22 protein-coding genes are annotated in these 23,852 nt (G+C 52.6%); 11 read left to right on the forward strand and 11 right to left on the reverse strand.

Going from position 1 to position 23,852, the window contains the following annotated elements; genetic code table 11:
• Nucleotides 1-8: 8 nt before the first annotated feature.
• Genes IE054_RS08430 through IE054_RS08455 form a run of 6 tightly spaced genes read right to left on the reverse strand, consistent with a single transcriptional unit; the run spans nt 9 to nt 6,727 of the window.
• Entirely contained in the window at nt 9-623 is a 615-nt protein-coding gene (locus IE054_RS08430) for a gluconate 2-dehydrogenase subunit 3 family protein (RefSeq protein ID WP_189405295.1), read from the reverse strand.
• Entirely contained in the window at nt 623-2,308 is a 1,686-nt protein-coding gene (locus tag IE054_RS08435) for a GMC oxidoreductase (protein WP_189405296.1), read from the reverse strand. The genes IE054_RS08430 and IE054_RS08435 overlap by 1 nt, the downstream gene beginning before the upstream one ends.
• A 44-nt stretch (nt 2,309-2,352) precedes the next feature.
• A complete protein-coding gene (locus IE054_RS08440) occupies nt 2,353-3,261 on the reverse strand; it encodes a hydroxypyruvate isomerase family protein (protein WP_189405298.1) in 909 nt (302 codons plus the stop codon).
• Nucleotides 3,254-4,468, reverse strand: coding sequence for a nucleoside permease (locus tag IE054_RS08445; protein ID WP_189405301.1), 1,215 nt, complete (start codon nt 4,466-4,468; stop codon nt 3,254-3,256). Before IE054_RS08445 ends, IE054_RS08440 begins: the two co-directional genes overlap by 8 nt.
• A 17-nt stretch (nt 4,469-4,485) precedes the next feature.
• The gene (locus IE054_RS08450) at nt 4,486-5,547 is read right to left on the reverse strand and encodes a sugar phosphate isomerase/epimerase family protein (protein WP_189405304.1); all 1,062 of its coding nucleotides are present in this window, start codon (nt 5,545-5,547) and stop codon (nt 4,486-4,488) included.
• Nucleotides 5,548-5,557: 10 nt separating this feature from the next.
• Nucleotides 5,558-6,727, reverse strand: a complete 1,170-nt coding sequence (locus IE054_RS08455) for a Gfo/Idh/MocA family protein (RefSeq protein ID WP_189405306.1) — start codon at nt 6,725-6,727, stop codon at nt 5,558-5,560.
• A gap of 265 nt (nt 6,728-6,992) precedes the next feature.
• On the opposite strand from IE054_RS08455, the gene IE054_RS08460 reads away from it, so the two are divergent.
• From IE054_RS08460 to IE054_RS08470, 3 genes are all read left to right on the forward strand, one after another.
• The gene (locus tag IE054_RS08460) at nt 6,993-7,997 is read left to right on the forward strand and encodes a LacI family DNA-binding transcriptional regulator (RefSeq protein ID WP_189405307.1); all 1,005 of its coding nucleotides are present in this window, start codon (nt 6,993-6,995) and stop codon (nt 7,995-7,997) included.
• Nucleotides 7,998-8,020: 23 nt separating this feature from the next.
• Nucleotides 8,021-8,887: a sugar phosphate isomerase/epimerase family protein gene (locus IE054_RS08465; protein WP_189405308.1), complete on the forward strand. Its 867-nt coding sequence runs from the start codon at nt 8,021-8,023 to the stop codon at nt 8,885-8,887.
• A gap of 72 nt (nt 8,888-8,959) precedes the next feature.
• The gene (locus tag IE054_RS08470) at nt 8,960-9,283 is read left to right on the forward strand and encodes a DUF3392 family protein (protein WP_189405309.1); all 324 of its coding nucleotides are present in this window, start codon (nt 8,960-8,962) and stop codon (nt 9,281-9,283) included.
• A gap of 56 nt (nt 9,284-9,339) precedes the next feature.
• On the opposite strand, the gene acnA is transcribed toward IE054_RS08470, so the two are convergent.
• Nucleotides 9,340-12,057, reverse strand: a complete 2,718-nt coding sequence (gene acnA, locus IE054_RS08475) for an aconitate hydratase AcnA (RefSeq protein ID WP_189405311.1) — start codon at nt 12,055-12,057, stop codon at nt 9,340-9,342.
• A gap of 277 nt (nt 12,058-12,334) precedes the next feature.
• On the opposite strand from acnA, the gene IE054_RS08480 reads away from it, so the two are divergent.
• Both IE054_RS08480 and gpmA read left to right on the forward strand, forming a co-directional pair.
• On the forward strand, nt 12,335-12,808 hold the full coding sequence (locus tag IE054_RS08480) for a cupin domain-containing protein (protein WP_189405313.1): 474 nt from the start codon (nt 12,335-12,337) through the stop codon (nt 12,806-12,808).
• A 187-nt stretch (nt 12,809-12,995) separates the two neighbouring features.
• Complete coding sequence (gpmA, locus tag IE054_RS08485; protein ID WP_189405315.1) at nt 12,996-13,742, forward strand: 2,3-diphosphoglycerate-dependent phosphoglycerate mutase; 747 nt, start codon at nt 12,996-12,998, stop codon at nt 13,740-13,742.
• 68 nt (nt 13,743-13,810) lie between these two features.
• Here the strand turns inward: gpmA and IE054_RS08490 are convergent, their stop codons facing one another.
• The 3 genes from IE054_RS08490 to IE054_RS08500 form a co-directional block, all read right to left on the reverse strand.
• A complete protein-coding gene (locus tag IE054_RS08490; protein WP_189405317.1) occupies nt 13,811-15,334 on the reverse strand; it encodes a trehalase family glycosidase in 1,524 nt (507 codons plus the stop codon).
• Entirely contained in the window at nt 15,334-16,575 is a 1,242-nt protein-coding gene (locus IE054_RS08495; RefSeq protein ID WP_189405318.1) for an MFS transporter, read from the reverse strand. The genes IE054_RS08490 and IE054_RS08495 overlap by 1 nt, the downstream gene beginning before the upstream one ends.
• A gap of 71 nt (nt 16,576-16,646) precedes the next feature.
• Nucleotides 16,647-17,678, reverse strand: a complete 1,032-nt coding sequence (locus IE054_RS08500; RefSeq protein ID WP_189405320.1) for a LacI family DNA-binding transcriptional regulator — start codon at nt 17,676-17,678, stop codon at nt 16,647-16,649.
• A gap of 274 nt (nt 17,679-17,952) precedes the next feature.
• On the opposite strand from IE054_RS08500, the gene IE054_RS08505 reads away from it, so the two are divergent.
• The 4 genes from IE054_RS08505 to IE054_RS08520 all read left to right on the forward strand — a co-directional run bounded on the left by IE054_RS08505 (nt 17,953) and on the right by IE054_RS08520 (nt 22,314).
• Nucleotides 17,953-20,223: a TonB-dependent receptor gene (locus IE054_RS08505; protein WP_189405322.1), complete on the forward strand. Its 2,271-nt coding sequence runs from the start codon at nt 17,953-17,955 to the stop codon at nt 20,221-20,223.
• 90 nt (nt 20,224-20,313) lie between these two features.
• Entirely contained in the window at nt 20,314-20,688 is a 375-nt protein-coding gene (locus IE054_RS08510; RefSeq protein WP_189405324.1) for a PAS domain-containing protein, read from the forward strand.
• 69 nt (nt 20,689-20,757) lie between these two features.
• On the forward strand, nt 20,758-21,531 hold the full coding sequence (locus IE054_RS08515; protein ID WP_189405326.1) for a thioredoxin family protein: 774 nt from the start codon (nt 20,758-20,760) through the stop codon (nt 21,529-21,531).
• A gap of 99 nt (nt 21,532-21,630) precedes the next feature.
• Complete coding sequence (locus IE054_RS08520; protein ID WP_189405329.1) at nt 21,631-22,314, forward strand: haloacid dehalogenase type II; 684 nt, start codon at nt 21,631-21,633, stop codon at nt 22,312-22,314.
• Here the strand turns inward: IE054_RS08520 and IE054_RS08525 are convergent.
• Entirely contained in the window at nt 22,311-22,547 is a 237-nt protein-coding gene (locus IE054_RS08525; RefSeq protein WP_189405331.1) for a hypothetical protein, read from the reverse strand. The two genes, IE054_RS08520 and IE054_RS08525, sit on opposite strands and share 4 nt — an antisense overlap.
• Nucleotides 22,548-22,714: 167 nt before the next feature.
• Between IE054_RS08525 and IE054_RS08530 the strand changes: the two genes are divergently transcribed.
• Both IE054_RS08530 and IE054_RS08535 read left to right on the forward strand, forming a co-directional pair.
• A complete protein-coding gene (locus tag IE054_RS08530; RefSeq protein WP_189405333.1) occupies nt 22,715-23,113 on the forward strand; it encodes a hypothetical protein in 399 nt (132 codons plus the stop codon).
• Nucleotides 23,114-23,210: 97 nt separating this feature from the next.
• Nucleotides 23,211-23,708, forward strand: a complete 498-nt coding sequence (locus IE054_RS08535; protein WP_189405335.1) for an LURP-one-related family protein — start codon at nt 23,211-23,213, stop codon at nt 23,706-23,708.
• The last annotated feature ends 144 nt before the right edge of the window (nt 23,709-23,852 follow it).

The following is a 23,852-nucleotide window of genomic DNA, read 5'->3' on the forward strand; positions in this document are numbered from 1 at the left end:
TTATAGGCTTACGTGGCCCAGGCTTTATCGCCTTCTTTATAGTCTAAATCGCCGTCATAGTAGCCAGGAACCGGCACATACCGCAGCGTCTTGGTGGCCCCAGTTTCTGAGGTAAAAAAGCTAAACAGGGTCAGTTGTTTTAGCAGCGTAAAATAGTGCGGCGGGGTAAACGTAGTGCCGGCTTCCCAGCGACTGGGCTTACTGCTTTCAATGCCATATATGCCCCGCGCCGTGTTGTAGGCTGTTGCCTCAGAATCCAGCTTATTGAAGAGCGTCAGACGCTGCTCCTTGCTCAGCGAAATAAACGCTTCGCCAAACTGCTTCTGACTGGCTGTGTTGATCGCTGTCAGGCCTTCACGAAAGGTTTTCTGCAGCGCAGGCGGATAACAATCTGTCACGATCACGGCAATAGTGGCGCCGACGTTGGCCGCTTTGGCTCCCGGCGTATCCGTGGCAGGCACAATGACTTCGCTTGCCTCATTGATAAACGCCACGTCCGTTTTATTAAACAGGGTTTCGCTTAAGGGCACCGGATCGCGTAATGTGTACGCCAGTGCGTCCCCCCCGACCATTGCGACACCTGTCGCACTGGCAATCAGCTTTAATAATTCCCGGCGATGCATTATAAGTTCCCCTTTTTCAGTTCACTGACCGCAAAATCAGCAGCTCTTGCCGTCAGTGCCATATAGGTCAGCGATGGATTGACGCAGGAGCCGGAGGTCATACAGGCGCCATCGGTAACAAACACATTAGGCGCATCCCACACCTGATTATGGGCGTTGAGCACAGAAGATTTAGGATCGCGTCCCATGCGTGCGGTGCCCATTTCATGGATCCCCATGCCAGGTGCGTAGTCAGATTCAAAGCCACGCACATTGGTCATGCCTGCCGCTTCAAACATCTCCACTGCATCCTGCTGCATATCCTTGCGCATTTTGATTTCATTCTCGCCAATGGCCACATCCATGGCCAGGACAGGCAGCCCCCATTTATCCGTGACATTCTTATCCAGATAAATACGGTTTTCATGATAGGGCAGCATTTCGCCAAACGCAGTCATGCCAATTTGCCACGGCCCCGGCGAACTGAGCGCGTCTTTTAAATCAGCACCAACCCCCAGTTCGGCGACACCACGACGCCACCCCTGCCGGCTGGCACTGCCCTGATAACCAAAGCCGCGCACATAATCGCGTTTGTCCGTGCCCCAGTTCCTGAACCGCGGGACATAAAAGCCCGTGGGCCTGCGCCCATAGTGGTATTTATCGTCGTAACCTTCTGCATCGGCATACGCACCCACCCGGAAGTGGTGGTCCATCACGTTGTGGCCCAGCTCGCCGGAACTGCTGCCTAGTCCGCCTTCCCACACATCGGTGGCCGAATTCATCAGCAGCCAGGCGGAATTAAATGCCGACGCATTTACAAACACCAGACGGCTTTTAAATACATAAGTTTCGTTGGTCTCAGCATCAATCACCTCAACCCCCACGGCGCGCTTCTTGTCTTTATCGTAGAGGATCTCCTTTACAATAGAGAAAGGCCGCAGAGTCAGATTGCCGGTCTTCATGGCCGCGGGCAGCGTCGATGACTGAGTACTGAAGTACGCGCCAAACGGACAGCCAAGCCAGCATTTAGCCCGGTACTGACAATTTACCCGGCCTTCATCCGGCTTGGCTTCGGTCATGTTCGAGGTACGCCCGGGAATAATGTGACGCGCGCCTTTAAACGCTTTTTTGACCCGCGCCGCCACATCTTTCTCAACAATATTAAGCGGCATTGGCGGCTGAAACTGGCCGTCCGGCAGCACATCAAGACCATCGCGACTACCGCTGATACCGGCAAATTTTTCGACATAGTCGTACCAGGGTGCTACGTCTTCGTAACGAATCGGCCAGTCCACGGCAATGCCTTCTTTGGAATTGGCCTCGAAGTCGGCTTTATTTAACCGGTAACTCTGACGTCCCCATAGTAAAGACCGCCCGCCTACATGGTAACCGCGATACCAGTCGAAGCGCTTCTTCTCTACGTAGGGGTTATCTTTTTCATTCGCCCACATGCCAAACGTGGATTCGTTTAGCGGATAATCACGTTTCAGCACAGGATAATTGTCTTTCATCTCCTGCGTGGGTAAATCCCGGTGCGGATAATCCCAGGCTTCTTTGTGGGCGTTTTTGTAGTCCTTAATATGCTCGATATTCTGTCCGCGTTCCAGCATCAGCACTTTCAGCCCTTTTTCGGTCAGCTCTTTGGCCGCCCAGCCGCCGCTAATGCCGCTACCAACAACGATTGCATCGTAGTCATTTGTTGCCATTTTGTGTCCCCTTAGCGCCTGCAACGCGCCAGCTAAAATAAATATCAGACATCACAAATCGCTATTGCCTGCTCAAGCGAGGCAAGCTTGCCTGCATCTGAATTAGGTGTCGGTATAAATTCCTGTGCCAGATACCCCGTGAAACCCGTGTCCACAATGGCGCGCGCGATGGCGGGATAATTCAGTTCCTGCGTATCACCAATCTCATGACGTCCGGGCACGCCGGCAGTATGAAAGTGACCAAAATAGTCGCTGTTTTCCCGTATGGTGCGGATAATGTCACCTTCACTAATTTGCATGTGGTAGATGTCATACAACAGCGAGAAATGCCGACTCCCCAGTTTGTCGCAAAGCGCAATCCCCCAGGCCGAGTTGTCGGCCATGTAGTCGGGATGATCGACTTTGGAATTAAACAGCTCCATGAAAATCGTCACATTGCGTTTTTCGGCATGCGGCAGGATACGCTTCAGCCCCTGCGCCATGTTCTCAAGTCCTGTCTGCGGATCCATGCCCCGCGCATTACCACTGAAACAAATCAGGTTTTGATAACCCGCGTCGGCGACCAGATCAATATGTTTGAGGTATCGCTCTGTCAGCGCATCGTGAAACGCAGGGTCTATCCAGCCATCTTCCAGGCTGAGTTCTGCGCCGTTGCACATGGATGAGTCGATACCATGACGTTTCAGCACCGGCCAGTCATCCGGACCAACCAGATCGATAGCACTGAACCCAAGACGCTTCACTTCCTGACACAGTGTCTCAATGTCCAGATGCCCGTATGTCCAGCGACTGACGGAATGATTCACGTTACCTTTCAGGGAGGCCTTTGCTGTGGTCATCGCAGTCTCCTTTGCCGCTTTAGCCGACATCGCTGGCATGGCAGACAATGAGGCCAGCCCTACCCCCGCCATGCCAACCTGCTTAAGTAGTGAACGACGATTTGCATCACACATCAGTAGATACCTTTTCAGCTTTGAACAGCAATAGAAACGCCACCAGTACCGCAAAGGCGAAGGCAGCCGGGAACAGCCAGATAGCCTGCCAGTTGTGACCGGTGTTAAGGACATACTCATCGGTGATCTGGCCGGCCACCCAAAAACCTATCAGCATACCCACCCCGTAGGTCGCCAGTGTGATAAGGCCCTGAGCCGAGCTTTTAATCCGTTCATTGGCCTTGGCGTTGGTGTAAATTTGCCCGGACACGAAGAAAAAGTCATAACAGATGCCGTGCAGCGCAATACCAATAATCAGCATAAATAATGTGTCGTCTGGCCCGCCGTAGGCGAACAGAATATAGCGCACTACCCATGCGGCCATGCCAATCAGCAGCGTGAGGCGGATACCGAATCGATTAAGAAATACCGGCAAAAGAAGCATAAACAGTACTTCTGATACCTGGCCCAGTGTCATCTTACCGGTGGCATTTTCCACGCCAATCTCGGTCAGGAACGGGTTGGCGTTCTGGTAATAAAATGCCAGCGGAATACAAATCATCACCGACGACAGGAAGAACACCAGAAAATTACGGTCTTTAAGCAATGCCAGTGCATCCAGCCCCAGCAGATCGCCAACCCGGGTCTTTTCACCGGCGGCTTTAGGTGGAGTGGCGGGCAATGTGAAACTGAACAGTCCGAGGATCAGTGAGGCTATGGCACACAGCAGAAAGGTATTGCGCAACATGCCATCAGCGATAGCCTGTTTGGCATCCCAGGAAAACACATAACTGATCATCAGCCCGGCGACGATCCAGCCGATGGTGCCCCACACCCGGATTTTTCCGAATTCTTTCGACGGATCGGCCATCTGCCCGAATGACACCGAATTTACCAGTGCCAGCGTCGGCATATAGGCAATCATGTAGCCCAGCACATAGGGATAAAAGCCAGTGAACGTATCTGCCTGATACAGCATGACCATCAGTGCCGCCCCTATCAGATGTAACACGCCCAGTATGCGCTCAGCGTTGAAGTACTTGTCAGCAATCAGACCGACGATCAGCGGCGCGATAATTGCGCCCCAGGACTGGGTGGAAAACGCCATACCTATCTGACCGCCACTGGCATTCAGCGTATTAGCCAGAAACGTCCCCAATGTGACAAACCAGCCCCCCCAGATGAAAAACTGCAGAAACATCATAATGCTCAGTCGCGTGGTTATCATGCTCGCTGATCCTTGTTTTAGTTGTCGTTATTCAGGCCAAGAATGCGCTGATTGAGCGCTTCACTGACCTCGCCGCCGGCAAAATCATCAAAGGCATAACGCGGCGGCGTAATCAAGTGGCGTTCAATAAAAGGCGCGCCCTCTGCGGCGCCCTGCGCGCTGTCTTTCAGGCAACATTCCCATTCCAGCACTGCCCAGCCATCAAACCCGTATTGGGTAAGCTTGGAGAAGATCCCCTTAAAGTCGACCTGACCATCGCCCAGCGAGCGGAAACGTCCGGCACGCTCAGTCCAGTCCTGATAACCGCCATACACGCCAGTTCGGCCGTCGGGTAGAAACTCAGCATCTTTGACATGAAACATCTTGATGCGTTCGTGGTAACGATCGATGAAGTCCAGATAATCCAGTTGTTGCAGTACGAAATGACTGGGATCATAGAGAATATTGGCCCGTGGATGATGGTCAACTTCCTTTAAGAAACGCTCAAACGTGGCACCATCATGCAGATCTTCACCGGGGTGAATTTCATAGCACACATCTACACCAGCCTCATCGAACGCATCCAGAATTGGCCGCCAGCGGCGGGCCAGCTCTTTAAAGCCCTGATCGACCAGCCCCGCCGGACGCTGAGGCCAGGGATACGCCAGATGCCACATCAGCGCCCCGGAAAACGTGGCATGGGCATTGAGCCCAAGTCGTTGACTGGCTTTCGCCGCACGTTTTAGCTGATCAACCGCCCATTCGGTACGTGCCTGAGGCTTACCATGCAGCGCAGCGGGGGCAAAGGCATCAAAGAGTTCATCGTACGCCGGGTGCACGGCAACCAGCTGGCCCTGCAAGTGCGTGGATAACTCGGTAATTTCCACGCCCGCCTCCCGGCACATACCCGCCATATCGTCACAGTAATCCTGACTGTCGGCGGCAATATCCAGATCAAACAAATCCGGACCGGTAGGCACCTGAATACCTTTATAACCGAGTGATGCGGACCATTTAGCCATATTTTCAAGCGTATCGAAGGGCGCGTCTTCACCCGCAAACTGGGCGAGAAATATTGCCGGGCCTTTTATTGCAGACATGAACTGCCTCCTATTTTTTTACTGTGCCGACAGCCTCAACAGACTGCCACTTTTGGTCACTGTCGGTGCTTTTCAGCATCGCGTCGATAAATGCCATGCCTCGCACACCCTCAGCGATACCGGGAACGCCCGGGGCCGTGCCGGTCAGCTTGCCACGGATGGCAGCCGCAAAATCGGTATACAGGTTTGCCATGGCTTCAAGGTAGCCTTCAGGATGTCCGCCCGGTACGCGGCACCGGCGTACGGCTTCATCACACAGGCCGGCTTGGCCCAGCCCGGCACGTAACACCTGATAAGGCTCACCTGCAGGCCGGTATATCAGCGAGTTGGGTTCCATCTGCCGCCATTCCAGACCGCCTTTTTCACCGTAGACCCGAATGGACAGCGGGTTCTCTTCACCCGCACATACCTGACTGGCAATCAGCACGCCGGTGGTACCGCGCTGGGTCTTTAACAGTGCCGCGCCGTCGTCATCCAGCCGTCGTCCCTCAACATGGGTATGCAATACGCCACAAAGCTCAGTGACCACATCATCCAGTACGAACTCAGCCAGGCCAAACGCATGGGTACCGATATCGCCCATACAGCCACTGTCGCCGGACTGTGAAGGATCGGTTCGCCACGAAGCCTGTTTGTTGTCAGTTTCTTCCTTGGCAGACAGCCAGCCCTGCGGATATTCCACAAACACTTTACGAATGCGGCCAAGCTGTCCGTCTGCCACCATTTGTCTGGCCTGCCAGATCATAGGGTAGCCCAGATAGGTGTGCGCCAGTCCATACAAAGACGGCTGGCCCTGAATAGCGCTTGCCAGTGATTTCGCTTCGTCCAGCGAAAGTGCCGCTGGCTTTTCACAGAACACATGGAAGCCTGCTTTCATCGCTGCCACAGATATGGGCACGTGCAGATGGTTAGGGGTCACTATCACCACCACCTGCATGCGTTCATCTTCGGGTAGCGCCGCTTCGCGCTCCAGCATCGTTTGCCAGTCGTTGTAGAGTCGATCATCATGGATATCGAGCGAATCTGCCGTGCGTTGATTATTGTCTTCATTACGACTAAACGCGCCACACACCAACTGATAGTGACCATCAAGCCCTGCTGCATGACGGTGTGCCGCGCCAATAAACGCGCCTTCTCCACCACCGATCATACCTGTTCGAATTCGCGTTGTTTTTGCCATCGTCGTCTTCCCCGGGCCTGCGTCTCGCCCTGTTGTATAAAAAATGTTACCAGTAGGCATAATGTAACGGATTACATTTTTAGTCGTCAACGAAATTCGTCTATAATTTCGCTCAGGCAACCAATTTGGTTAACTTTATGTTACCAGAATCGAGTTTAACGACTTAAATATCGACACTTTTACTGGTATTTTTTACATTTCGCGATATGCTTGAGCGAATAAATGTTAACGGTTACATCAAAATATAAGGGAGTTGTTTCGCAACATGGCAAACATTCGTGACGTTGCGCAGCGGGCCAGTGTATCCGTCGCCACCGTGTCCAGAACGTTACAGCACCCTGACCGGGTAGCCGCCAAGTCACGGGAAAAAGTGATGAACGCTATCGCCGAGCTTGGCTATAAGCCTAACCTTATGGCGGTGAAATTCCGGTCAGGAAAAACACAGAATCTGGTGGTGCTGGTACCGGCAGTCTCAAACGTTTTTTTTGCACGGGTAATTAGTGGCATGCAGGAAGCGGCTGCTGAGCACGGTTATGCAATCTTACTGGCCAACACGACCGGCAACGAAGATATTGAGCAGCAATACGCAAAAATGGTTTCAACGTCACAGGCCGACGGCCTTATCCAGTTGCGGGCCAACAACCCGCTGGATAAAAGTCTTAGCAATGAGTTTGGCCTGTTGCCGATGGTGAATGCCTGCGAAGTCATGCAGGATACCGCGTTTCCGGTGGTCACCCTGGATAACCGCGCCGCCGCCAACGCTATGACCACTCACTTGCTTGAGCTGGGGCACCGACATATCGCCATGATCAAAGGGCCACAATCCAGTCCCTTAACACTGGAGCGGCTGGCCGGATATCGTGATGCACTGCATCAGGCCGGTCTGAGCGTGGATGAATCGTTGCTGTTTCCCGGTGACTTTACGCTGTCGTCTGGTTTTGATGCCGCACAGCATATTTTGTCCTGTTCACCCCGCCCTACCGCTGTGTTCTGTGAAAACGACGAAACAGCAATGGGTGCCATGCATGCATTTAAGGTGAATGGACTGCGTGTGCCTGACGATATATCGGTCGCCGGCTTCGACGATATTGCCTTTGCGCAATACTGCGACCCTCCGCTCACTACCATATCTCAGCCCGCGGAAGAATTTGGCCGTACGGCGGTCACTCTGCTGCTGGATGTACTCGCAGGCCGTATTCGCAAAGCACCGCGCGTGATCATGCCGTTTGAACTGATTGCCCGGGCCAGTACCGGGCCCGCACCGCAATGACTTAGCAACCAACAGGATCCATTATGACTACTACCAAGCCCGTTTCTTCGTCTGTTATGACATCCAGCCGCCGTCATTTTCTAAAGCTGTCCGGTGCGCTTGCCGCCGCCAGTGCGCTGCCTTTCTCAGTGCAGGCGCATGACCATTCACCGTCGATTGGGCTGCAGTTGTATACGCTGCGCGATATGATGGCCATCAGTGTGCCGGCCACCCTTGAACTGGTCGCCGCTGCGGGTTACAACGAAGTGGAATTTGCCGGTTACTACAACCACACACCCAAACAGATCCGGCGTCTGTTGAGCGATAACGGACTTAGCGCTCCCGCTACCCATATTATGCTGGATGACTTTAATGATGGACCGCAAAAGGTCATTGACCACGCCCTGGAAGTTGGCCATCAGTATGTGGTTGTGCCTTACCTGACAGAAGCGCAGCGAGGCACCACACTTAAAGCCTACCTTGAACTTGCTGAGCAACTCGATCGCTGGGGAAGTACCCTCAGGCAGGCGGGCTTAACCCTCGGTTATCATAACCACGACTTTGAATTTGAGCGTCGTGACGGCCAGTTGCCCTACGATGTCCTGCTCAACAATACTGACAGCAATAACCTGACCATGGAAATGGATTTATACTGGATGGAGAAAGCCGGACAGGATCCGCTGGCGTACTTCAAACAGCATCCCGGGCGGTTTGCGCTGTGGCACGTGAAAGATATGGATGAAGCCGGAGAATTTGCTGATGTCGGCACCGGCACCATCGACTTTGCGCGCATTTTTGCCCATGCCGGACAGGCCGGGGTTAAGCACCGTTTTGTTGAACGCGACCATACCGATGATCGCCTGCGCACAATCACGCAGGGCGCGAAAGCGCTACGGGCGCTTAGTCAGTAATCCGGCGCTTTTGCCTTTGCCGGTTTCCCGGTATGATGCCCGCCATGGTGTCAGAATCAGGTTGTTTTCATCATGGCAGGACTTGCCGCAGAAATTTCCCGCATGCTCGCCCCCTACTATTCGGAGATGAGCCTTATGCTGATGGCGACCATTCTGGTCGTCTATGGCGATATCATCAATAAGTACATCAAAGGCGTGCTGTCGCCCTGTCATTTTATTGTTCGCGCCGCGCTGTTTGTTGTCGTGTGCGCCTTTGGCTATGGCTTTTTAACCCTGTATGGCGCACCGTTTCTACACCATGTTATTGCCTATCTGCCCTGGCAGTATCAGGGCATCGGATTTATTGGTGCCTTTTTGCTGGTGGGCATTCTTGCCGAACAGCGACGCTATATCTGACACAAAAAAGGCACGGTGAAAAGTAACCCGTGCCTTTCTGGTTCCATCAAGCCTGTTTACGAGGCTTTTTTCAGGTACTCGCGGATCACGTAATGCAGAATACCGCCGTGTTCAAAGTACGTGAACTCGTTGGCCGTATCGATACGAATATCCACGGTCACTGACTTTGTCGACCCGTCGTCACTGGTAATGGTGACATCCACTTCTTTCTGACCTTTCTCAATCTTCGCAATCGAGAAGCTTTCATCGCCACGGATATCCAGTGACTCCGCACTGTCGCCCGCTTTGAATTGCAGTGGCAGCACACCCATACCAATCAGGTTGGAACGGTGAATACGCTCGTAGCTTTCTGCCATGACAGCGCGAACGCCCATTAATGCCGGTCCTTTGGCCGCCCAGTCACGGCTGGAGCCGGTTCCATATTCCTTGCCGCCGACAACGACTGCTGGCACGCCTTCTTCCTTGTAACGCATGGCCGCATGATAAATCGACATGGAATCACCACTGGGGTAATGCGTGGTTGCACTGCCCTTGGTGCCCGGTGCTAACTGATTCTGCAGCCGAACGTTAGCAAAGGTACCGCGCATCATGACTTCATGGTTACCCCGGCGCGAGCCATACGAGTTAAAGTCGTTGGGATCAACGCCCTGTTCCTGCAGGTATTCGCCTGCCGGACTTTCCGGTGCAATCGCGCCAGCAGGTGAGATATGGTCAGTGGTGATTGAATCGCCCACTTTCACCAAACACCGCGCATTATCAATCGAGGCGACCGGGTCGGGCGATTTGCCCATATCCTGGAAGAACGGCGGATGCTTAATGTAGGTTGAATCTGGCCAGTCGTACACCGACGTCGCACTGACATCCAGATGATTCCAGATATCGTTGCCTTTAAATACGTCTGCGTATTTTTCTTTAAACAGATCACCTGAGACGAATTCTTTAACCAGTGACTGAATTTCTTCATTGGTCGGCCAGATATCTTTTAAGTAGACCGGCTTACCATCTTTACTCTTACCGATCGGATCTTTGGTGATATCGATGTTCATGTTGCCGGCCAGCGCATACGCGACCACCAGCGGCGGAGACGCCAGGTAGTTGGCTGCAACATCAGGGTGAATACGCCCTTCGAAGTTACGGTTACCCGAGAGCACTGACGACACGGTAAGCTTGGCTTTGCGAATTGCATCGCTGATTTCATCCGGCAGCGGGCCAGAGTTACCAATACAGGTAGTACAGCCATACCCCACCAGATTAAAGCCCAGTTCCTCAAGCGGATCCATCAGCCCGGCATCTTCCAGATACTGGGTCACTACCTGTGAACCGGGTGCCAGTGATGTTTTCACCCAGGGTTTGCTGGCAAGCCCAAGTTCCACCGCCTTTTTGGCGACCAGTCCGGCCCCCACCAGCACTGACGGGTTCGAGGTATTGGTACAACTGGTAATCGCGGCAATGACAATCGCGCCATCTTCCAGGTTGAATCTCTCACCACGGAAATTTACAAACGATTCGTGATCTTCATCAACGTCGGCTGTCGCGCCGCCTTCCGCTACAAAGTCTGACGTTTCATCCAGCACTTCCACATCAATTTGCGAACGGTGCCACTCTTTGAACGCCTCAGCAGCTTTATCCAGAGCAATGCGATCCTGCGGACGTTTAGGCCCGGCCAGTGACGGCACCACTTCGCCTAAATCCAGCTCCAGCGTTTCGTGGTATTCGGCGTCTTTGCTGTTGTCATCGTGCCACAGGCCGGCGTCTTTGGCATAGGCCTCGACCAGCGCAATTTGTTCATCGCTACGGCCGGTGAGTTTAAGGTAATCCAGTGCAACATCGTCAACCGGGAAAATACCACAGGTCGCACCGTATTCCGGTGCCATATTGGCGATGGTCGCACGGTCAGCCGTGGTCAGGTGCTTGAGCCCTGGCCCATAAAATTCGACGAATTTACCCACTACACCATGATTACGCAGTTGCTCGGTGATCGTCAGGACCATATCGGTGGCAGTAACGCCCGGGCTCAGTTTGCCGGATAAACGGAAACCGACCACTTTCGGCAGCAGCATGGTAACTGGCTGTCCCAGCATTGCGGCTTCGGCCTCGATGCCACCCACACCCCAGCCAAGGATACCCAGGCCATTGATCATGGTGGTATGAGAGTCTGTGCCTACCAGGGTGTCCGGGTACACATACGTGCCGTCATCATCTTCACGGGTGAAGGCACAGCGCGCCAGGTATTCCAGATTAACCTGATGCACAATACCGCGACCTGGCGGGACAACCTTGAAATTATCAAAGCTGGACTGACCCCACTTCAGAAACTGATAACGCTCTTTATTGCGTTCAATTTCCACATCGGTATTTTTCTCAAGCGAGTCTTCCTCGCCAAAGTAGTCGACCATGACTGAGTGGTCGATGACCAGCTCAACCGGATTCAGCGGATTGATCGACTGGGCATCGCCCCCCAGAGAATTCACGGCATCGCGCATTGCCGCAAGATCGACAATAGCGGGCACACCGGTAAAGTCCTGCAGGATAACCCGCGCAGGAACGAATGAAATTTCGTGCTGACCGCTGTCGCTGGTATCCCAACGCGCGATATGTTCGATATCCTCGCTGCTGACAAACTCTTCGTGCTCATGACGAATAAGGTTTTCCAACAGGATTTTGATACAGAAAGGTAGTCGGTCAAGCGCAAACTGATTGCTCACACTATCAAAACTGATGGCTTTATACGCCTTATCTCCTACCTTGAGTTCCGAAAATGATTGATATTTCACGCGTCACCTATTTTTTGCTGTTAATGGTTTGCCCCTGAGCGCGGGCCGTTATGCATGATGCTTTAACACGTTATACGGCACACCTGTCCAAAATAGTTCACCTTGTCCTGCCTCCAGATTTTTAACAAAATGATTACAAAGTAGGCAGATACCCTCTACTATTAACACGTTGAGGCGCAGACGATAACCCCCCTGCTGATATCCGCACGACGCCTAACACAAGGATAGTTTTGATTAGCGCTATTACCAGTCAGCTTAATGATAAGAAGGAAGGCGTATGGCCTGGAAATCTCCTCACCCACTTATTGATACGCTTAACCTGACGCCGCACCCCGAGGGCGGCTTTTACCGGGAAATCTATCAGTCACCACAACAGGTGACCTCACCGGCTCACGGGCAGGTAAGACAGGCTGTCACACATATCTATTATTTGCTGCTCGCAGGACAAATTAGTCGTTTTCACCGCTGCATCCATGATGAAATATGGAACCACTACGCCGGGGCGCCATTGCGTTTGTATGATCTGCATCAGCAACAGCTCACTGAAACCCACATTGGCAGCACAACCGGTGCCTTTGCCCATGTGGTCCCCGGTGGTCACTTTCAGGCAGCCGAGAGCACCGGGGACTATTCACTGGTCGGATGCACGGTCGCTCCTGGGTTTGACTTCGCCGATTTCAGTTTTATCGATGAACCGTGCCTGGCCGAGTGGATCAAGGTGGCTCACCCGGATATGGCCCGGTTTCTGTAGGTACTATTCTGCGGTAATGATCACAGCTGCCGCGCTGGATTTTTAGTGTGGAATCAAGGATGATAGTTGTACAGGGAAGATGTGCATGTGTCGGCCGAGCGGGCGTATGCGCATCTTCCTTCATTCTTTCGCGCGCTTGTATCGTATTCGCGCATTCTCAATCACCAACGCCTACAGGTAATTTACTATGTATAAACTTGTACTTATTCGCCATGGGGAAAGCCAGTGGAATCTGGAAAACCGTTTCACCGGCTGGCATGACGTCGATCTCACTGACACAGGCGCCGCCCAGGCGACCATGGCCGGTAAGCTGCTTAAAGAGGCAGGCTTCTCCTTTGATCTGGCGTATACCTCAGTATTATTACGCGCCATTAAGACCCTCAATATCGCGTTGGAAGAAATGGGCCAGCACTATGTGCCGGTAGAACGTCACTGGCGTCTTAACGAACGTCACTATGGTGCACTTACCGGCCTGAATAAAGCCGAAACTGCAGAAAAGCATGGCGATGAGCAGGTCAAAATCTGGCGTCGTAGCTTTGATGTACCACCGCCGTTTGTCGAGGACGATTCTGAACACTTCCCTGGACACGACCCTCGCTACAACAATGTTGATCCGGCAATCCTGCCGCGTGGAGAAAGCCTCAAACTGACGATTGAGCGGGTACTGCCTTACTGGCACGATGCAATCCGCCCAGCGATTCAGGATGGCAAGCGCATCATTATTGCAGCCCACGGCAACAGCCTGCGGGCACTGGTGAAGTACTTAGACGACATGTCTGAAGACGATGTACTGGGACTGAATATCCCCACCGGGGTGCCACTGGTGTATGAGCTGGACGAAAACCTGCGTCCAATTTCGAAAGAATATCTGGGCGACCCGGAAGAAATTAAGGCAATGACCAATGCGGTCGCCAATCAGGGTAAATCGAATTAATCGGAACAAGGGCCGTCAGGCCCTTTTTTGTTAGCAGTGCACAGGTAACCCGCGTAGTGTGATTGTGGTCAGAGACGATCCGCCTGCCACTTCCCGGCCAGACACTCGCGAAATGCCGCATAGACGCCATTGGTCCAGCCAAAACCAAGCTGCACTTCATATTCGCCACCGGTGGCTTTCACGGTCATATCGCAGACATTGTATTTCTCGAGCATGACGCCGTGCCGGGCAAAATACGCATCCAGCAAACCATTCCAGCGCTGCATAATATCGGTTGCCAGCGTCGCGTAACCATAGCGCTCCAGCGCACTGACAGCGAACCATTGCAGTGGCGCCCAGCCATTCGGTGAGTCCCACTGCTGCGCGGTATTATTCAGCGTCGTTACCAGACCGCCTGGCTTTACAAAGGAGGTTTGCAGGTGCCCGGCCACGCTTGCGGCCCGCGTATCATTAGCAAGCCCGGCATATAAAGGCAGGCAGCCGGCCAGTGACCAGATATCAGTCTGATACCCGTGCGAGAAATCAAAATCGAAATAAAACCCTTTCTCTTCGTTCCACAAATAGCAATTGATAGCCTGCTTGCGCCGCGCGGCCGCGCGACCATAGCCTTCATCAGCCGGACATAACCCCGCCAGCGTTTCTTCAAGCCGGTACAACAGGACATTCAGGTCTACCGGCACTATGTGCGTGGTACGGATGCTGGTCAGCGCACTACTGTCGCTCAGCCAGCGCGAACTGAAGTCCCAGCCTGACTCACAGGCCGCCCGCAAATTACGGTAAAACGCGCGCGCATGCGCATCGGACATCCCCGCTGCTTCTTCACTATCTTCACGATAGGACTCCGGGCGTGGCAGATCGGTATCATCGTAATACCGGTTTAACAGACTGCCATCGTCCAGCCTGACGACTCTGCGATGTGTTTTCTGAGAGTCTGACAAGGTGTCAGCGCCGGCCATCCAGAATGCGTACTCGGTTTTCATGCCCGCAATCGCACGCTGCTTTTGCGTTTCACTTAATTCAGGCGCCACCAGCTGGTACAACAGCGCCAGTATCGGCGGCTGGCTGCGGGTGTGATAGTAAATGCGGTTGCCGTTCGGAATACAGCCTGCCTGGGCCTGAATATCCAGAAAGTTCTCCAGCATTGTGATGACCAGGTCACTGCGTCCGTCGGCCATTAATCCCAAAGATGAGAAGTAACTGTCCCAGTAGTAAATTTCGCGAAACCGTCCGCCGGGCACCAGATAGGCATGCTGTAGCGGAATAAGGCTGTCTTCACAAGGGGTATCCGGCTTGCGGGTAAGGATATCCCACATGCCGGCAATATAGTCACTCACGGTAGTCTGCGGGGTAGCCGGAACAGGCGCGTCATCGGCTGGCAGCGTGAAATTGTCATGAACAAACGCGAGCAAATCAAAACCTTCACGTGTGCACTGCGATTCATACCGCGCCAGGATCTCTTTCAGGGGCAAGGCAGGTTTGGCATCAGCAAATGTTTTGCTGTCAGTAAACAGGCGCTGATTCTGAACGGCCTTAAACAGCGCGCTGTCGAAAAAGGCCAGGCGGTGTTGCCAGGTGGAGTCGGGAGTCTGCATTATGCGGTCGCCTCCGTGCCTGTCAGTTGCCCTGATACCCGTTTAAATAAATACAGGGTAAGCATAATAAGCCCAATGGGGATCAGCGACAGATAAAACGCCCGCTGACCACCCATTGCCTCAAAAACATAGCCGGTGATGATGGAGCCGGTGGTCCCGCCCAGTGCCGAGAATACCACGATCAGCCCGGTCATCGGGGCGTGCTGTACTTTTGGCAGTGCGCTTAACATCACCGAGTTGATCACCGGATAGATGGGTGCCATGGTCAGGCCTATCAGCGGGATCAGAAATGCGGCGACTGGTGCCTGCAGCCAGGATGTTGCACCTGCTCCAGCGCCGTCTTCTGCCAGCGGCAGACTTAGTACCATGATAGCGGCCATCATGATCAGACACACGGTTAAAAAGGGGAACCAGTTGACCCGCGCCAGAATAACGCCCGCCAGTAGTCGTCCGACTGCCAGCGATACCGCAAAAATACTGGTAATCTGAATGCTGACATTGACCGGCAGCCCCAGTACTTCGCGGTTAAAGGTGGGCAGCCAGGAGCCAATCCCCTGTTCGATCAACACGTAAAGAAAAATCGACAAAATAAAAATGAGGACCAGTGGCTGGTAAGTCAGCTTCAGCATGGCCAGAAACTCGGCCCCAGAACCTGTATCATTACTTTTTTCAGGCTTATCAATGGGTGCCAGGCAAACCAGCAGGAAGGTTACCGCGACAATAGCCGCCAGCAGATAATACACGTTAAGCCAGCTCAGCGACGCCGCATTTACCTCATCAATAAACGCTGAGAATACCCAGTAGCCTGAGAGCACACCCAGCATAAAAATACCCTCGATGGTATTCATCAGCGACGAGTGAGACCGGGTGTCAGGAGATAGCTGACCGATAATGGCGTAGACAGACACTTTAACCAGCGCAAACGCAGTACCGACCCCGGCAAACAGCACTTTGATCATCCAGAATTCGGCAATACCGGGCAGCAGCGCGCATAGCACGCCAACCATCGCCAGCCCTACCAGCATGGCCACTTTGTATCCAACCCGGGGAATAAACGAGGCGACCAGAAAAGAGACCAGCGCGATGGAAAGATCTTTGAAGCCCTCCAGGGTACTGGCATCCGGCTTAGAAACCTCAAAGCTGGTAATGGATTGCAGAATCACCGTGCCGACACTGTTCAGCAATATCGCGAACACGTAGTAACTGGCGGCAATAGCCGCAATAATAAGTATCCGGGGCATAGCTAACACTCTGTTAACGAAATTAGCTGGAGTCTAGCGCCTAACTCTGCCTTTTGCAATCGTTTGCATTTCTAATCCGGATCGTGTGGCGTTGAGCGCCGCGTGATAAGCGTTGTCTCTATAACATGCGGATTTGCGGGTTTACCCTCAAACTGATTTATCAGTTCCGCCACCATCGCTTCTGCGGCTTGCTGGGTATTCTGACGTATGGTTGTCAGTGAAGGATGCATCAGTTCTGCCAGCGAAATATCATCATAGCCAATAATACTGACATCTCCCGGAATACTTACGTACCGTTCCTTCAGCGCTTTCAGGGCACCGAGGGCCACCATATCACTGATACAGACAATTCCATCGAAACTCAGACCGTGCTCACGGATCCAGTCACTGATGTAGTCATAGGCGGTTTTGGAGGTAATGTCGATCGCCGCAGTCAGCGCCGGATTGCGTTCAAGCTGATGATCCCTGTGGGCCTGACAGTAGCCATTATACCGCTCACGCATCTCTGCGTGCTCAGGATCACCCAGAAACATAATACGCCTGGCCCCGTGCCTGATCAGGCAGTCTGTGGCCTGATAGCCACCTGCGTAATTATCGCCTCCAACGATGGGATATGGCGCCTGAGTTTTTGGCTCGCCCCATACCACCAGCGGTACACCGGCCGATGCCGCGTTATCGATTTTTTCAGTACTCTTGCCCTGTCCGATCACTATCATACCGTCTGCCCGCTGGCTGCTGATAAAATAGTTGGCCCAGTCATCGGTGGCCATGAACGAATTAGACAGCAACAATTCGTAGCCCCGCGCATTCAGCGCCTTGTTCAGGTCGCCCACAATTTTCAGCAGAAAGGGATCGGTAATACTTTGCTCGGTGTGCTCAATCAGGTTCAGGATCACCGCCACAACGTGCGTTTTTCTGGTTCGCAAACGACTTGCCGCGGCATTCACACTGTAGTTGTGCTCCCGCGCCAGCGCCTGCACCTTTTCCCGGGTCTGTTGCTTAATCAGCGGGTTATTTGCAAGCGCACGTGATGCCGTTGACGTAGAGACACCAGCCAGTTGCGCCAGTTGTGCCAGAGTGAGTCTGGGTTCCGATTTGCTCATTACATTTACTTCGGCTTTTTCTTGTCACTATATCTGCTAATCCCCTCTGTGCCTACCATCGTTGGCGCGTGTCTGTACAGATTTCTGGAGCAGGTGTGGGAATTGTAAAAGCTGTTAATACGCTGAAATGAAAAAATTGCAATCGTTTGCAATTTGTTCTTGCAATCGATTGCATCCCGATCTATTTTTATCAGCACTCCCTGGATAAGTGACAACAAATTAACCAGAGTCACTCATCCTGTTAACAAACCAAGCACGTTTTCAGGAGCGCACCATGACGCGATTATTTAATAAAGCTCTGCTCGCCACCGCCATAGCGACAGCTCTGACCGGCGCCGTTGTCGCGCAGGAAAATACAGATGAGAAAAAAGCAGCCGCTGATAATACTGAAGTGATCATTGTCAGTGGCACACCTGGCGGTGCCGGGATCCGTAAAATTGATGCCAGCTTTGCGGTGACCAACATTGATGCCAGTGATATCGACAAACTGGCGCCTAAGTCTACGGCCGACCTTTTCAAGGCAATTCCGGGTGTGTGGGTAGAGAGTTCCGGGGGTGAATCCGGTGCTAACGTCTTTGTGCGCGGCTTCCCCGGTGGCGGCGATGCGCCTTTCCTGACCATCGCGCTGGAAGGCTCACCGATTTACCCGGCACCGACGCTGTCCTTCCTTGAAAACTCCCAGATGTTCCGCATAGACGAGACTATCGAAATGGTAGAAGGCTTACGCGGTGGCCCCAATCCGGTCGTCAGTAACGGGCAACCCGGCCTGACCACCAATTTCCGGCTTAAACGCGGCGGTGAGTCCAACGAAGCCCTGGCCAAGTACACGATTTCCGATTACGGGCTGAATCGGGTGGATGTGATGGCAAGCGGCTCACTGGCCGATGATCTTTACTACATGGTCGGCGGCTACATCAAAAGCTCTGATGGCATTCGTGACGCCGGTTTCCGCTCGGAAGAAGGCAATCAGTTTACGATAAACATCACCAAGGAATTTGATCGCGGTGAAGTCAATTTATACACCCGCCAGACAGATGATCACGGTACCTGGTATCTACCAACGCCACTGAATGTAGAAGGTGTAGATGCCGAATATACGCAAATCGGCCCTAACAACCGTCAGGCAACCATTTACTACGGACCCGAAAACAGTACTGCTAAAAGCGTTGATATGGGTGACGGGCGTGGCTGGGACGGCCATGTCAGCGGCGGCAGTATAAAGCTGGACCTGGGTAACGGCTGGCGTCTGGTGGATCGCTTCAACCTGACCAAGGGTGATGCCAATACCTACGGCCTGGTGCCGGAAGGTGCTGCCACTACCTTAGGGGCCGTAGCAGAGGATATCAATGCAGTGAGTGGCAGCGTGACTGGGAATGCGTATGCGCCAGACACCCCCGTACAGCAAATTGGCCGCTGGGTGGTGCTAAAACAGGTTGAGTCTTTTACTAACGACCTGGCTGTGTCACGCCAGTTCGACGCAGTGGATACATCGTTTGGTATTTACACGGCAACGACCAAGGCCGAAGACTGGTGGAGCATTGGAAACCAGGCTTTTCATGTGCTAGAGCCGGGAGGCGAAAAACTCAGCGGCATTGAATGTAATGACAGCCAGGAAAGTTGTAGCTGGAATTATGATATCAGCTCAGTCGGTGATGCTTCGACCACTGCGCTGTATGCCACTGCTCAGTGGTTTGCCAGTGCTGATTTAACCATTGATGCCGGTATACGCAGTGAGAACCATGAAGTCAGCTACACAGTGGATGAAGGATTAGATGGCACCATTACCAAGGCTGTAGACTATGATGAGACCAAGACCTCCTGGACGTTTGGTGCCAACTACGCGCTGACCGACTTCAGCGGCATTTTTGCGCGCATGAACCGCGGGTATAAAATGCCCTACTTCGATGATTTCAGAGACAACTTTGGTGCCTACACCGGTGGCAACCGGTTAATCAAAGAGGTCACGCAGGGCGAGTTCGGGTATAAGTTTATGAATGACAATATCCGGTTCTTTGCCACCGCGTTTGCCAACGAAGTGAAAGGCGACACCTTTGTGCGTCGCCCTGGTGCACCGGCTGAAATCCTGACTAACGAAGCCTACGGTGTTGAACTGGATGGCCGGTATGAGCATGATTCAGGCCTGTCGCTGTCATTGAACGCCACATTACAGGAAACGGAAATCACCGAAAGCCCGGCCAATCAGGGTAACGAGGCACAGCGTCAGCCAGGCTGGCAGGTACGGATGACACCAAGCTATGCCTTTGAGTTTGGCGAGGGCGTTTATTCCACGGTCTATGCCACACTCACCGCGGTGGATGACCGTTACGGCAACAACGAAAACACCGTGGTACTGGAAGGCTACGAGAAGATAGATGTGGGCATGACCTTCGAACCCACTGACTCACTGCAATTACAACTGTCGGTAGATAACCTGACGGACGAACAGGGGATCACAGAGGGTGACCCGCGTAATCCTGCTGCGCCCAACGGCCGCTATATTATGCCGCGCAGCATGAAGCTGAGTGTGTCTTACCTTTTCTACTAACACACGTCTGAACACTATGCGCCCGGCTATGCCGGGCTTTTTTTGTGCTAGGGTTAGTAATAGCATTGCCCTACACAGCGTTCACTGACAATGTCTTTAAACTTTGATCACCTTAACAACAGCGACACCGCAATACTTGTAGGTGAATACGATGAGCACGACCCCAATCATCGGGTAGCGTTTGTCAATCACCGTTTCACAGACTTGTTTGGCTATACGCGTGCCGATATCCCAGATAAGAACAGCTGGTGGCGAAAAGCGTACCCTGACGCCGACTACCGGCAGGTTGTTCAGCGACAATGGGAATTACTGACTGATCAGTGCCTGGCAACGAACGGAAAAACGATTGAAATGGAGATTAATATTACCACCAAAGATGGCAGGGAGTGTCGTGTGGTAGTGCAGGCAGAGCTTCCCGGTGCGACCGTTGCTGGCCATTATTTGGTTTCCTTCACGCTTCTTTGAGTTTTTCAGTGAATACGTCTTCCTTGTTCGCTAAAGTAGCACTACCACTTTACTCAATATTTATCCGTAATGATAAAACACCGTCGTGTCGCTTTTGCCAACCTTATCCTAATGGTCACGCTTGCGCTCACTGCACGTAGCGCAACCGCCAGTGATAGCGGCGCGCTCAGGCCCTCCCCTTACCAGCCCAGCGATACGGTGCAGCAAGACATAACAACAATGCTGGCAACGGCGAAACAAAATAATCAACAGGCAATGATTGTACTGGGCGCCAGCTGGTGCCATGACAGTATGGGACTGGCCGAGCGATTTTCGACACCGCAGATGCAGCGCATACTGAATGCGCATTATCAGACACTGTTTGTTGATGTCGGCTTTCTGCAGGACCGGCGCAGTGTTACCCGTCGCGTTGGCTACCCGACGTACTTTGCCACGCCTACGGTTCTGATCGTCGATCCTGTAACAGAAACGCTGGTGAACCGTCACTCGATTGCGAAATGGGGCAATGCCGCCAGCGTGTCGCAGTCTGACTATGAACGCTATTTTACACACCATGCGAATAAAGAGGGCGAACCGCTTACCGATGCGCAACGCTCTAAATTAGGGCCACTTTTCGAATTTTCTGACGCACAGGTAGCCCGGCTGCACGCCGGTTATGCGCACCTTCGCCCGTTGTTAGCAGCCTACGAAAACGGTAACGGCGACGGACCGTTTATCGACGTTTGGAAAGAGGTAAAAGGCTTTCGTACCCAGCTACAGAGCGATATTCGTCGCTTGCGAACCCGTCTCCTGGCAGGTGAAGACGTCAGCTTTCCTGACTATGGCCCGTTTTCATGGGAATAATACAGTCAGCACTTTCCCGCACGGTAGTCGGGCCTGATGGTGATCCCGGCGCAATGTAAGCGGTAATAAGAACCATACCAACCCACAAGTGAGTCTCTTATGCGCTTAGTACCGCGTGTCTTGTTCTTCGATGTGAATGAAACTTTGCTGGATCTGAATCATGTAAAGCACGCTGTGGCGGATACGCTTGCCGGTAAAGAAGAGAAAGTGGATCTGTGGTTCTCCACACTGCTACATCATTCACTGGTAGAAATGACCACCGGCCAGTTTCATGACTTTACCGACATTGGCGTAGCAGCACTGCAGATGGTTGCGCATTCGATGGATATTTCGCTGAGTGAAGAACAAGCGAGACAGACGATCGCCACACCGATGACGCAGCTTCCCGCGCATCCCGACGTGCCCGATGCACTGACCCGGCTTAAAGCAGCCGGCTACACCCTGGTAGCATTCTCCAATTCATCAGAAAAAGGCTTACGTGCCCAGTTAGCCTATGCCGGGATTCGTGATCATTTTGATGGCGTGTTGAGTGTACAGCAGGTAAAAACCTATAAACCGCTAAAAACGGCCTATGAATGGGCCTGTGCACAGACCGATGTTCAGGCTGCTGAAAGCCTGATGATTGCCGCTCATGGCTGGGATTTGTGCGGAGCAGCGAATGCCGGAATGCAAACCGCGTTTATTGCCAGGCCGGGAAAAATGCCGTATCCGCTTGGCCCAATGCCGGATATAAAAGAGAACAACCTGACCGCACTGGCAGACAGGCTGTCCAGGGACAACTAATTGGTGGAAAAGCCTTTGGTTTCGCAGCTGGACTTTTTGCTGTTCAACGCCTGCAACTGTTTATCGAGCCACTCCCCCTGGATCCGCGACGAGGTTGCCGCCTTCTCTCTGGTCACCCGCTTTATTTCTTTAGCCACGCCCTTGCAACCTGCCTCGCTTGGCGAAAAACCATCGTAGGCACTGACAGAGCCAGTCATAAGGGCAACAAAAACAGCGAGAAACTTTGGTTTCATTTCGATACTCCGGGCACAGACATTTAACATTTCTGAACTTTCAATACTGACAGCTTAACAACAAGTTTGCACCAGTGCGTTGTTACAATTTATACCCATGAATAAAAACGCGCTATCATCAGTCCTTCAAAGACCGAGTTACGTCGTAACAATACAGGGGATCACATATGCCGGTTATTCGTGTTGTACTTATTGCATTGCTGCTAAGCGCCTGTTCCTCGCTGCCTTCCGACCAGGAAGTGGATGAAGCCAATTACGGCAGCGCGCCCAGCGAATATGAGCTGATTGTTAAAGCCTATTATCAGATGACGGTAAATGAGCCCGGCACCACAAAATATAACGCCATTCACAAACCAGTGCGCTACTGGTTAGCGAATAAAATGGGCGATACCTATTATGGCTACCTGGTGTGTGCCACGGTCAATACCAAAAACCTGCTCGGTAAATACAGCGGCTTTCGCCACGATGCCCTGCTCATCCACAATGATCATGTGGTGAAGTATGTTAAAGGCGGTGACTGGTGGGGCGAACAGCTGTGCCCGAATCCATCGTCGAATGCGCAATAGCGTTTCACACCAAGGGCTCCTTCAGAACCACACTGTGCGTTTAGGAGAAGGCTTACTGCCCTCACTCGATAGCATTGAGAAGTACAAGGAAATATAGATGTCGACGGTTTTATCCATCAGCAACAAGTTACTGAGCATCAGAGGACGTATGTCCATTGGTGATGAAAACGGACATACGGTCTATGACGCAAGCGGGCAGATTGCTTTTAACCCCACCTGGACATTAAACAAGGGCAATGAACAGCTTGCAACAGTGAAAAGAAAACTATTGGCCTGGGTGCCCACATGGAATATTTATTCCCGCATCGGCGACTTTTCTATTAAGAGAAAGGTGTTTTCGTGGACACGCACATATCATGTTATCGGCGGTCAGTATGATGGAGCTAAAATAAAAGGAAACTTCTGGGATCTTAAGTTCCAAATCACTCACAGAAACCAATGTATCGCTTCTGCTCAGGGAGAAATTCTATCACTGCGCGATACCCATAGCATTCAGGTGCACAGCAATAATTCTGAGGATGAACTCTTCACCTCGATAGTCATGGTTGTTCTGCATAGGGACAGAGAAGAAGACAGACGCAGCGCTTCAGACTGATGTGTGCCACTGACCTTTTTCTCAAGGACCGTCACTTCGCTGAATTAGGCAGCAGGATTCACTGAAGGCAAGCTATGCCTCTTCCATTAGCAGATTTTGCTGATAAGCATAGCGTCGTATCAATAGGCTAGTGCACTACCGGAT

The organism is Alteromonas halophila (assembly GCF_014651815.1).
In the GTDB taxonomy this organism is placed as follows: Bacteria; Pseudomonadota; Gammaproteobacteria; order Enterobacterales; family Alteromonadaceae; genus Alteromonas; species Alteromonas halophila.